General features: G+C 32.4%; 8 protein-coding genes. All 8 read right to left on the bottom strand.

All coding sequences use genetic code 11. The annotated features are described in order from the left end of the window. Positions 1 to 23 precede the first annotated feature (23 nt). Positions 24 to 1889: an excinuclease ABC subunit UvrC gene (uvrC, locus tag KQI89_RS12535; protein ID WP_216457350.1), complete on the bottom strand. Its 1866-nt coding sequence runs from the start codon at positions 1887 to 1889 to the stop codon at positions 24 to 26. A gap of 13 nt (positions 1890 to 1902) precedes the next feature. Then, positions 1903 to 3381, bottom strand: coding sequence for a peptidoglycan D,D-transpeptidase FtsI family protein (locus tag KQI89_RS12530; protein ID WP_216457349.1), 1479 nt, complete (start codon positions 3379 to 3381; stop codon positions 1903 to 1905). A gap of 1 nt (position 3382) precedes the next feature. Further along, positions 3383 to 4582, bottom strand: a complete 1200-nt coding sequence (locus KQI89_RS12525) for an FtsW/RodA/SpoVE family cell cycle protein (protein WP_216457348.1) — start codon at positions 4580 to 4582, stop codon at positions 3383 to 3385. 36 nt (positions 4583 to 4618) lie between these two features. After that, positions 4619 to 5053, bottom strand: a complete 435-nt coding sequence (locus tag KQI89_RS12520) for an FHA domain-containing protein (protein WP_032122570.1) — start codon at positions 5051 to 5053, stop codon at positions 4619 to 4621. 497 nt (positions 5054 to 5550) lie between these two features. After that, positions 5551 to 8376 carry an excinuclease ABC subunit UvrA gene (gene uvrA, locus KQI89_RS12515; RefSeq protein WP_216457347.1) on the bottom strand — a complete coding sequence of 942 codons (2826 nt, stop codon included), beginning with the start codon at positions 8374 to 8376 and terminating at the stop codon, positions 5551 to 5553. A gap of 29 nt (positions 8377 to 8405) precedes the next feature. Continuing rightward, positions 8406 to 10385: an excinuclease ABC subunit UvrB gene (gene uvrB / locus KQI89_RS12510; RefSeq protein ID WP_216457346.1), complete on the bottom strand. Its 1980-nt coding sequence runs from the start codon at positions 10383 to 10385 to the stop codon at positions 8406 to 8408. A gap of 193 nt (positions 10386 to 10578) precedes the next feature. Then, positions 10579 to 11937 carry a PDZ domain-containing protein gene (locus KQI89_RS12505; protein WP_216457345.1) on the bottom strand — a complete coding sequence of 453 codons (1359 nt, stop codon included), beginning with the start codon at positions 11935 to 11937 and terminating at the stop codon, positions 10579 to 10581. A 14-nt stretch (positions 11938 to 11951) separates the two neighbouring features. Beyond that, positions 11952 to 13220 (bottom strand): S41 family peptidase, encoded by a 1269-nt coding sequence (locus KQI89_RS12500; protein WP_216457344.1) that lies wholly within the window; start codon positions 13218 to 13220, stop codon positions 11952 to 11954. Positions 13221 to 13353: the final 133 nt, after the last annotated feature.

Raw genomic sequence — 13353 nt, 5'->3', positions numbered from 1 at the left:
TATAAGCATGTTTTTAATTACAATTATCTTTGGTTTTTAAAAAACTCCATAATACTTTCTGCAGCCTTTTTATCTATAGATGGAGTATCTATAAGCTCTTCATATTTAGCATTTTTAATATTTTCAATACTTCCAAAATTTTTAAGTAGTTCTTTCCTTCTCTTGTCTCCTATGTTAGGTATATCTTCTAGTATAGAGTGAAGAACCCTTTTATCCCTTAAACTTCTATGATAGGTTATAGCAAATCTATGAACTTCATCCTGCATTCTAGTTATAAGTTGCATGGCATTAGAACTAGGTCTCATTAATAATTCTTCATTATTAAATATTAATCCTCTAGTATTATGTTTATCATCCTTTACCATTCCGCAAACTGGTATATTTAAGTTTAATTTATCTAATACCTCTAAGGCTATATTAACTTGACCCTTTCCCCCATCCATCATTATAAGGTCAGGAAATACACAAAACTTACCTTTACTTAATTCAAGATTTCTCTCTTGTATATTTTTAATCTCATCTAAGCCATGTTTAAATCTTCTAGTAAGGATTTCTCTCATACTATCATAGTCATTAGCACCTTTTACAGACTTTATCTTAAATCTCCTATAGTCACTGTTCTTTGCTTTTCCCTCTTCAAATACTATCATACTTCCTACAGAATCCATACCCTGTATGTTTGAAATGTCATAAGCCTCTATTCTGTGAGGAATATAATCTAAGTTTAATATATCCGCAAGTTCTGTAAGGGCAACTTTATGAATCTCTTTATCTCTTAAAATCTTAAATTTAAACTGCTCTAATGTTAACTTAGCATTCTTCTCTACCATATCTAAAAGGCTTTTCTTTTCGCCCTTTTTAGGTATCTTCAGCCAAACCTTGCTTCCTCTTTTCATAGTTAGCCATTGTTCTAAAAGCTCTCCATCTTCAAGATCAGGAAGGTATATGGTTTTAGGAACATGGGCTGTACCGCCATAAAAACTTTTTAGAAACTCTGACACTATCTCAGACTTTTCAAAGTGTGCAGTGTCCTCAAGCATGAAGTGCTCTCTTCCCATTAACTTTCCTTCTCTTAAGAAGAATACTTGCACACAAGTATCTTTTTCATCTCCATAGATATTTATGAAATCTTCATCCTCAAAGTGTCCTAAGAACATCTTTTGCTTTTCAGAAATTCTTTCTACTGAAGATATCTTATCCCTTACAGAAGCAGCCTTTTCAAAATTTAAGTTTTCAGCCGCCTCCATCATCTCTTTCTTTAAACTTTCTAGTATGTTGCTATTTTTTCCATTTAGGAGTTCTATAATATCATCAATTATCTTTTTATATTCAGCTTTATCAATATAACCTGCACAGGGTGCCTTACATAAATTTATATGGTAATTTAGACAAGGTCTACATTTAGTGCCCTGTTCTGTTATATTTAACTTACAGGTTCTAATAGGAAAAATCTTTTTAATAAGCTCTATGGTTTCATATACTGCAGTGGCATCAGTATAGGGTCCAAAATATTTATTGCCATCCTTTGCAATACTTCTTGTAACAAATACTCTTGGAAAATCTTCATTAGTAGTTATTTTTATAAATGGATAATGTTTATCATCCTTTAATAGTATATTATATCTTGGTCTATACTTTTTAATAAGATTACATTCTAATATCAAAGCTTCCATTTCTGAATCTGTTACTATATACTCAAATTCAGCTACATGGCTTACCATAACTCTAACCTTTTCAGAATGATTTTTAGAGTTTTGGAAATATTGTCTTACTCTATTTTTAAGCACCTTAGCCTTACCTACGTATATAACTTCCCCCATAGAGTTTTTCATTATATAAACTCCAGGTTTATCTGGTAATATCTTAAGTTGATATTCAAAATCAAACATTCAAAACACCTCTTTATTTTAAAAGCGCCGCTTTAAAAACTGTCCCGGCTGTTTTTGCTGCCTTTCCTCCTCCGGCTCCTCCACCTTCTACTATTACTGCTATAGCTACTTGTGGATCTTCATAAGGTGCAAAACCTATAAACCAGGAATGTGGAGCACCGTCATTTCCGTTTTTATCTTTGTAATCTGCTGTACCTGTTTTACCAGCAGCATTAGTTCCATCAAAAGCTCCTGGTCCACCAGTTCCTCCAGTTATAACTGATCTCATATATGATTTTATTATATCTGAATTATCTTTAGATATAATTTTGCCAAGGGATTCTTCTTTTATATCCCTTATTTTATTCCCTTCTGGATTAACAATTTCTTTTACTAGATGAGGCTTCATCATCTCTCCATCATTAGCAACTGTTCCAGCCACTAAAGCCATTTGCATAGGGGTAGATAAAATAGCACCTTGACCTATACCAGTTTGGGCTATATGCCCTTTCTCATTGCTTTGTAAGTTAGGAAAATTTCCTTTATTTATGATGAACCCATCAGAAGGTATACTTTTATTAAAGTAAAATTTCTCCGCTGTTTCCTTTAACTTATCATTACCTAAATCTAAAGCTAAGGTTCCAAAAACCACATTACTTGAATGTCTAAAGGCTGCATCTAATTTTAGATTTCCCCAAGCTACATTATTTAAGTTGTTTAATGACTCCTTACTATTAAAGACGATCTTCCCTGTGTCATTAAAAGTTTTTTCTGTAATGCCTGGTATATTCTCTAAGGCACTAGCTGTGGTTAAAACTTTAAAAGTAGATCCTGGAGGGTAAAGTCCAGCTACTGCTCTATTTACCATAGGTGTATTAGTTTCATCCGTTGCTATATCATTCCAAATCTCCTTTAAGTTATTAGGATCATAAGATGGTTTAGATACCATTGCGAGAACCTCTCCAGTTTTAGGATTTAAAACCACTATAGATCCTCTCTCCTTACCTAAAGCATCATAAGCTGCCTTTTGAATATTATAGTCCAAAGTTGTAACTACACCGTTACCAATCTTTTCTTTATCCTTTTCAAATATCTTGCTAAACTCTTTGTTTTTAAAATAATTTATTATAGTTTCATAGTTTAGAGTTACTCTGCTACTGCTCATAAGCTCTTCATCATATTCTTTTTCTAGTCCAGTTATACCATAGGTTATATCTGAATAGCCTAATGCGTGAACAAACATAGGTCCAGCAGTATATTCTCTGTTTTGAGTGGTAATACTTGCTCTTTCACTTTTAGTTAAAGCCTCCTTGTTTCTATCATATATAGTTCCTCGAAGAACCTCATTTCTTTTTGCAATAAGCCTTTGATTCTCAGGCTTATTAGCTATGTTTGGAGCCTTTAAAGCTGTAAAGTATGCAATGTAAGTTATAAGAGCCAAAAAACATAATAGAAATACTATTAGTACCTTCTTAATACTTTCAAATATATCATCTTTAATAACATTTCTCATCTTATCCCTCCTCTGAAACCTTTTGTATTATGCCTAAAGCAAAAAACATAGTAAGCATAGAAGTTCCTCCATAGCTTACAAAAGGAAGGGTTATACCTGTTAGTGGTATTACATTCATAACTCCACCGATTATAACTAGCACCTGACTTGCTAACATGGCGCTATAACCTACTACAAGCAGTTGAGAAAATTTATCTTCTACATATATAGCAGCTCTCATACATCTATAGAAAAGTAAAAAATACAACATTATAATGCCTAATCCCATTATAATACCTAATTCTTCACAAATTACTGCAAATATAAAGTCTGTTGTCCTTACTGGAACTAGTCCTGGAAGTCCAAATCCTAAGCCTGACCCCAATAGCCCACCTGAGGATATTGCATAGAGTCCTTGAACTATCTGAAAGCTTTCATCATTTGCATACTTCCAAGGATCTTTCCATATCATAACCCTTTTTCTTACATGAGAAAACATATTGTAGCTAGCAAAGGCTCCTGTGCCAGACATTACAAAAGTAGCTATAATATACTTTAGCTTCGAAGTAGCTATATAAAGCATAGTTACTGACATTCCAAAGAAAATAAGAGCAGAACCTAAGTCCCTTTGTATAACCATGAATCCTAGAGATACCATGACAATTATAGCGGGCTCTATTAGATCTTTAAAAGTTTTATAATCCTTTAAAGATGAGGCTAAATAGGCCGTGAGGAACAATTTACCAAACTCTGAAGGTTGAAAGCTAATAGGTCCTATTATAACCCAGTTTTTAGCTCCATAAACTGTTGTACCTATAAGAGTTGCCATGGCCATAAAAACCACTGTTCCTATCATATATAGACGTTTATATTTAGAAAAACTTTTAAGGTCTGGCAATAAAACCACTACTAAAATATAAACTGAAATACTAATACAAAACCAAATTACTTGTTTTATAGAATCACTACGTTTTAATCTATAAAGCATAGCAATACCAATAACAGATAATAAACATACAAAAATAAGTATAAATTTATCTCCATCAGGGAAAAATTTTCTTACAATAAAGTAAGCATACCCTATAAGAAGGCATATAACAGCTCCCATAATTAATGCACCTTTGTCAAAAGGTTCTTTTAAAAAACCTAGATTAACAAAAAATGCTATACACAATAAATAAGTAAGCCCTAAAAGCTTTCTCTCATCTTTAATACTATTCATATATCCACCTTCTTTTATGCGAAATAAAAACTTTCACTAGCCAATAACCCTAAATGTTACTGTGCCTATTTTAATCTCATCTCCTACCTGTACTTCTATGGCACCATTTACTTTTACCCCATTTAGCATAGTTCCATTAGTGCTTTTTAAATCTTGTAAAAAGTAGTTATCATTCTTCACATAGAACTTTGCATGGGAACCTGAAACATATTGATCTGACAATATTACATTGTTGTCTACTGCTCTCCCTATAGTAATAGGTCCTCTAATAGGGATTACACTTCCCTTTTTCAATGAATTATTTTCTCCCGGATCCTCTACTTCAAGTCCTAGAGATTTCTTTAGTTTCTTTTTCCTCCCTCCATTTTTCACATCTTTATACATTATCTTTAATGCTAAAAATATTATTACATACAAAATAATAATAAATATAATGGTAAATAGAAGTCCAAAAAGTCTATTAAATCTCATATTTTCACCTCTTATCTTAATTAATATTATTACAATAATATAATTCCACTTAATACTATTGATTGATAATTTGCGATTTAATTCCCCTATACAATTATACGTCATTTTAATTATTTATGACCATGGATTTTAAATATTATATCACGGTTCTATGAATTTTATGTTAATAACCTTCATTAAGGGATTCTTGGCTTTAAGTATAATTTATGTGTACTAAATCCTATAAGACTTGTCCAAGTGATTAAAAGTGCCCGTTGTAGTAAAGTAATGAGATAAACAGAGTTCTTGCCTTTAGATGGAGTTTTTACTCCCTCTAAAGCTTAGAAATAGTTATCCAAGGATGTAGCCGCTCTTTATTCCCACTTTGAAGAAGATGGAAGTATTAGAGTGGGCAGTCATTGGATAAAAAAAGACGACTAAGTCGTCTTTTAATTGTGATTTAAGAGATCTTTTATAGTTTAATAGCCTTATTATTTCTACATGTTTTTTTACTTTATTTAAGAAAGTATCCTCTTTAAATAATGTCCTGTATAGGATTTTTTATTTGCTGCTATATCTTCTGGAGTTCCCTTTGCTATTATGGTTCCTCCTTTTTCTCCACCTTCCGGTCCAAGATCTATTATGTGATCTGCACATTTTATCACATCTAAATTATGCTCTATTACTACTACTGTATTTCCTCCTTCTACTAACCTTTGAAGTATAGAAATTAATCTACTTACATCATCTATATGTAAACCAGTAGTTGGTTCATCTAAAATATATAAAGTTTTTCCAGTACTCCTTTTAGATAACTCATAGGCTAATTTTATCCTCTGAGCTTCTCCTCCTGAAAGTTGTGTTGAAGGTTGACCTAATCTTATATATCCAAGTCCTACATCATATAGAGTTTGCATCTTATTTTTTATTCTTGGTATATTTTCAAAGAAATTTAAGGCTTCCTCTACTGTCATATTTAATATTTCATCTATATTTTTCCCCTTGTATTTCACCTCTAATGTTTCTCTATTGTATCTCTTTCCTTTACATATATCACAAGGCACGTATACATCAGATAAAAACTGCATCTCTATTTTTATAATACCATCACCGCTACACGCTTCACATCTTCCACCTTTTACATTAAAGCTGAATCTCCCTGGCTTATAGCCTCTCATTTTTGATTCTTGAGTATTTGCAAAAACTTCTCTTATAATGTCAAATACCCCTGTATAAGTAGCTGGATTAGATCTAGGAGTTCTTCCTATAGGGCTTTGATCTATAGCTATTATTTTGTCGATATTCTCATGACCTAAAATCTCTTTATGTGCTCCAGGATATACCTTTGCATTGTTTATCATCTTATTAAGGCCTTTATATACAACTTCATTAATTAAAGTACTTTTTCCTGACCCAGATACTCCAGTAACTAAAGTTAATGTACCTAATGGTATATCTATATTTACATTTTTAAGATTATTTTCTTTAGCTCCCTTTACCTTTATAAAGTTTCCATTACCTTTTTTTCTTTCCTTTGGAATATCTATCTTTTTCTTACCTGTTAAATATTGTCCTGTTATAGATCCTTCACAGTTTCTTACTGTATCCAAATCTCCTGCAATTACTATTTCTCCACCGTGTTCTCCTGCTCCTGGCCCAATGTCTACTACAAAATCAGCCTCTCTTATGGTATCTTCATCATGTTCTACCACCACTAAGGAGTTTCCTAAATCTCTTAGGTGCTTAAGTGTTGCAATTAATTTATCATTATCCCTTTGATGGAGTCCTATGCTAGGCTCATCTAATATATAAAGTACACCCATTAAGCTAGAGCCTATTTGAGTAGCTAATCTTATCCTTTGAGCTTCTCCTCCAGATAAAGTTCCAGCATTTCTAGACAGATTAAGATAATCTAAACCAACATCTAGAAGGAATTTTAACCTACTCTTTATTTCTTTTATGATTTGATCACTTATGATTTTATTTTTTTCAGACATACTCACTGAAGTTATAAAATCTAACTCATCTCTTATAGGCATCTTACAAAATTCCTGTATATTTTTATTACCTACAGTAACCGCTAAAGCCTCCTGCTTTAATCTAGCTCCTTTACATTTAGGACAAGGATTATCGCTCATGTACTGCTCTATGTCTGACTTTATATAATCAGAATTTGTCTCCATATACCTTCTTCTTAAAGAGTTTATAACTCCCTCATAATTATGATTAAATTCCCCTGTAGAAAATTCTTTTTCATAATGAACTTTAAGTTTTTCTCCTTTTAAACCATATAATAATACATCTACCACCTTACTTGGAAGATCTTTTATAGGTGTATCAAGTTTAAACTTGAACTTCTTAGTTAGAGCCTGCAATACACTATAAGTCCATGAATCTTCCTTTAAGCGACCCTCTCCCCAAGGGGCTATGGCACCCTCCATTATACTTTTACTTCTATCTGGTATAACTAGGTTTTCATCTATTTCCATTAAAGTTCCCAGACCATCACATTTATCGCACTTTCCATAAGGTGAGTTAAAGGAAAAAAGTCTAGGTGCTAATTCGTCTATACTTATGGAACAATCTGCACAAGCAAATTTTTCACTAAATAAAAGTTCTTCTTCTCCTATTACATCTATAATAACTAATCCCTCTGAAAGTTTTAATGCAGTTTCTATAGAGTCTGATAGCCTACTTCTTATATCTTCTTTAATAAGCAAACGGTCTACTACCGCTTCTATACTATGCTTTATATTCTTTTCAAGGGTTACCTCTTCTTCTGTAAGTTCAATCATATTTCCATCTACTCTAGCTCTTACAAAACCATTCTTTTTAATATTTTCCAATATCTTTTCATGGGTTCCCTTTCTTCCTCTAATTATAGGAGACAACACCTGAATTTTACTTCTCTCAGGTAGCTCCATAATTTTATCTACCATTTGATCTACAGATTGCTGAGTTATTTCTTTTCCACACTTAGGGCAATGAGGAATTCCTACTCTAGCATATAACAGTCTCAAATAATCATATATTTCTGTTACCGTTCCTACTGTAGAACGTGGATTTCTACTGGTAGTTTTTTGATCGATGGAAATTGCTGGTGATAGTCCTTCTATGTACTCTACATCTGGTTTATCCATCTGACCTAAAAATTGTCTTGCATAAGCAGATAAGGATTCAACATATCTTCTCTGGCCCTCAGCATAAAGGGTATCAAAGGCTAAAGACGATTTACCCGAACCTGAAAGTCCCGTAAACACTACCAGCTTATCTCTTGGTATCTCTAAATCCACATTTTTAAGATTATGAACTTTTGCCCCTTTTATAACTATTTTATCATGCATAATAAACTCTCCTTATTTTTACCAAGTCACTATTTTTTCTTTTTTCTAAGTTTAAATATTATATCTCTAAGCTCCGCTGCTCTTTCAAATTGTAGATTCTTTGAAGCTTCCTTCATCTCTTCCTCATATTTTTCTATAAGCTTTTCTACATTTTCTTTATTAGCTTGAATAGCTTCTTCCAAGCTTTCATATTCTGATTTTTCTTCTGCTACCTTAGTAGTCTCAATTATATCTCTAACCTCTTTTTTAATAGAAGTCGGAATTATGTTATGCTCTTCGTTGTACTCCATCTGTATAGCTCTTCTTCTATTAGTTTCATCTATGGCTCTTTTCATAGACTTAGTAATGGTATCACCATACATTATAACCTTACTATCTACATTTCTTGCAGCTCTTCCTATGGTTTGAATTAATGAAGTTTCCGATCGTAAAAAGCCTTCCTTATCTGCATCTAATATAGCTACCAATGAAACTTCTGGAATATCCAACCCTTCTCTTAAAAGGTTTATACCTACTAATACGTCAAACTCACCTTTTCTAAGATCTCTTATAATCTTCATTCTCTCTATGGTATCTATATCTGAGTGAAGATAGGTAGTTTTTATATTAAGTTCTTTTAGATATTTAGTAAGATCTTCTGCCATTCTTTTAGTAAGAGTGGTAACTAAAATCCTATATCCCTTTTCAATAGTATTTTTTATTTCTCCATAAAGGTCATCTATCTGTCCCTTAACTGGTCTAACTACTATTTCTGGATCTAAAAGTCCTGTAGGTCTTATTATTTGCTCTGCAACACTTAATGAGTGCTCTAATTCATAAGGGCCTGGAGTAGCACTAACAAAGAGAACCTGATTTAATTTTTTCTCAAATTCTTGAAACTTTAAGGGTCTATTGTCGTAGGCAGAGGGTAATCTAAATCCATAATCCACTAAGGAATCTTTCCTAGATCTATCCCCTCCATACATAGCTCTAACCTGCGGTAATGTGACGTGACTTTCATCTATAAAAAGCAAAAAATCTTCTGGAAAATAATCTATTAAAGTTTTAGGAGCTGTCCCTTGAACCCTTCCATCTAATATCCTAGAATAGTTTTCAATGCCGCTACAATACCCCATTTCCCTTATCATCTCTATATCAAAATTTGTTCTTTGCCTTAATCTTTGAGCCTCCAGAAGCTTGTCTTGAGATATAAGTTCTTTTAATCTTATCTCTAATTCTTCTTCTATTTGATTTATTGCTACTTCCAATCTTTCATGAGATGTAGCAAAGTGAGACGCTGGGAATATAGATACGTGATTTCTCTCTGATAATATGTTTCCTGTTAACACATCAAATTCTTTTATCTTATCTATTTCATCTCCAAAAAACTCTATTCTTATGCCCTTATTATTAGATGAGGCAGGAATTATATCTAACACATCGCCCCTTACCCTAAAAGTTCCCCTGGCAAAGTCAATTTCATTTCTCTCGTACTGTATTTCCACTAGTTTTTTGATCACTTCATCCCTGTCCTTTAACATTCCAGGTCTCAATGAAATTGTAAGCTTTTTGTATTCATCAGGATTACCTAATCCATAGATGCAAGAAACAGAAGCTACAATTATAACATCTCTTCTTTCAAATAAAGCTGAAGTAGCAGAGTGCCTTAATTTATCTATTTCATCATTTATGGAAGCATCCTTTTCTATATAAGTATCTGTTTGTGCCACATAAGCTTCTGGTTGATAGTAATCATAATAAGAAACAAAATATTCCACTGAGTTGTTAGGAAAAAAGTCTCTGAATTCAGAACATAACTGAGCTGCTAAGGTTTTATTGTGAGCTAGAATTAATGTAGGTTTTTGTAATTTTTCAATTATATTAGCCATGGTAAAAGTTTTCCCTGAGCCTGTAACTCCAAGCAAGGTTTGAAACTTATTACCCTCATTAATAGACTTTACTACTGTATCTATAGCTTGAGGTTGATCTCCAGTGGGCTTAAAAATTGAGGATATTTTAAACTCTCCCATACAATCATCTCCAATATTTTTATAATTATAATGAATTAATTAAAAGTAAATCTTTTTATTAAACTGAACGCTTGTTCGTCAATTATATTCTATACTTATTATTATCCCCTGTCAATAAACATAGTAACCTAAAAAATGTGAAATATATATAAAAAAATGGAACCACCTTTTAGTGCATTCCACTTTTAATTATCTATTTTTCTTCATCTTTATCATTTTCTTCATTTTTATGACTTTCGTCTTCTTTATGATTTTCATCTTCATGCTTTTTTAGGTTATTTAAAATTTCACTGAATCCCCCATTACTAATATTAGTTATCACATCTTCTTTTGGCATGAATCTTGGTACAAGCACTAAGCCTATTCTTTTTCCCTCTATTTTATTTAACATAAGCTCCTTGATTGTACCTTTTGAATCTTTTAGTTTAACCTTCATATCCGTTATACTCTTATTTACGAAACTATAAAAAGTAGCCTCATTTTCTATTCTGTAATCATTTATTTCTAAAAGCTTGTCCCCGCTTCTTATTCCAACTTTATGTGCAGGTGAGTCTGGAGCAACTTCTAATACTACTAACCCCTCTTCATCACTGATAAACTTTGGCTCTGACTTGGATTCTATAAGCTTTTGGACGTTTAACATCACTTCATGTCCTAAAGGGGCAAATAATATAACAAAAAGCTGCCACGCAAATCCTTTATTTGCAAGCTGAGCTAAAACTGTAAGTATAACGCCATATAATAATATGCCTATACCTGAACTAGTAGACTTCTCTTTCTTAGATTTACTAAATGTTACTCCATTATAGCCTATAACACCATAAAAAGGCATAATACCTATTATAGCAATGCTTAGTATATCAAGAGTTAAAGGTCCTTTAACAATGGGCCACCAACTTGGTGCAGTTATACTTTCTCCTCCTATTACTGATCCATTATTAAAAATTAGCAATATAGCTATGGGGATTGCCCAATAGCGTTTAAGAGCAAAGCCCCCCATTATTTTCCCTTCTTTATTTGTAAATATGGGTAAGGCTCCTCTATCTCCATCTATCAATACCAATAGGCCTTCCACTATGTGTAACACTCCCACTAAAGTCATTAAAGCTGCAATATCTATATAAAATGGTTTAGTTATCATATCTATATTAGGGTAAATAGTGGATAATGGATCTTTTATGATGTTCATTATTATGCTGAAAATCCCCAGTAATGCTCCTGAATATGAAAAACATATAAATCTTGGGTTAAAAAAAAGAAGCAGTACAGAAAATATAAACATTATGTGTATACCTGAATTTTCACCAAACATCACCCCTAAATAAGAGAGCATGAGACTTGCTAAGGCTCCTGCAAATATGCCAAGTACCAGTTGCGACATTGTAAGTTCTAGGGGAGAATTTATTCTCTCCCCTATTATCATCTGCTGCATTATAGCAGTTCTTTTATTTTTTCTATAGAACATAAATCCAAGCATGGCAAGGGTTATTGCAAAAGATGGACTTACAATAGCAAAGGCTACGGATTTTAATGTATATCCCGTAATACTCATTAAATAAACTCCTCCTATTTCACCTTATCCTTAAGTATCTCTAAAGCCTTTTGGAATTGAGGATCTTTTTCTCTACTATAGGATTCTCTTACTTCATCTGTAATCTTTACTTCTATTTCTGGAGCAATACCTACTTTATGAATATTTTCTCCATTAGGAGTGTAATATTTAGAAACAGTTACTTTAAGTCCAGTACCATCTTTAAGGTCTAGTACTCTCTGTACCACTCCCTTACCAAAGGTTTTTTCTCCCACTAAGGTTCCTGCTTTGTAATCTCTAATAGCTCCTGCTACTATTTCTGATGCACTAGCTGTTCCTTCATCTGTAAGTAAAACCAGTGGCATTCCTATAGAATTTCCACCTACAGATTCATACTTTTCTTCTGCGCCATACTTATCCTTTGTAGATACTATTACCTTACCTTTATCTATAAAATTAGAAGCAACTTTAACACATTCACTTAAAAGTCCACCAGGGTTTGATCTTAGATCTAATACTAATCCCTTCATTCCTTTAGACTTTAATTCAGAAAGTTTTTTATTAAACTGATCTCCAGTATGTTCGTCAAACATAGATATTTGAATATACCCTGTAGATTTATCAAGCATTTCACCTTTTACAGTAACCATATTAATAGTATCTCTTTTTGCTTTTACTTCAAAAGATCCTTTGCTTTCTCTGTATATCCCTAGCGTAACTTCTGTTTTATCCTTGCCTTTCATAATAGATACGGCTTTCTCAAGATCATTTCCAGTTAAATCAATATTATTTACCTTTTGAATTATATCTCCTGATATTATACCAGCCTTTTGTGCCGGAGAATCATCAAATACTGAAATTACTACTATTTTATTATCTTTAACACCTACTTGAATTCCAAGCCCTACATAAGCTCCTTCATTTTTTTCCATCAAATCAGAAAAATCTTTTTCATTCATAAAAACTGTATAGGGATCATTTAATGATTCAGTCATACCTTTTAAAGAACCTTCTAATAGATCCTTATCCTCCATGGGGCCATCATATAACTTATACAATATTTCTCTTACCTGAAATAATTTTTTAAACTTATCAATATCTTTTACACCTTCCATGGCTGCTGCAAATTCAGGACTAGAAGCTACAGACCCGGGAATTGAAAAAGCTATTTTATTTCCTAAAACAAAAGATCCTAAATTGGTTATGAGTAATAAAGCTACAACTAGCGCTATCCATTTTCCTCTTCCAGAACTTCTATTGTTTTTAGGTAACCTTTCGTTTATTTCTTTTTCATTTAAACTCATAAAACAAGACATCCTTTCTTTAATGCAAAAGCATCTACATATTAATTTACAATAGTTTATTATATAGTGTATGCTAAAAGGATAATATTCATAAATAATTTTATGGCTCTGTTTTTTAATTATAAAAACAGAG

It is taken from the genome of Clostridium simiarum (assembly GCF_018919175.1).
Lineage (GTDB): Bacteria > Bacillota > Clostridia > Clostridiales > Clostridiaceae > Clostridium_L > Clostridium_L simiarum.
The sequence above is the reverse complement of the archived record's forward strand: the minus strand, read 5'-3'. Positions and strand labels throughout refer to the sequence as shown.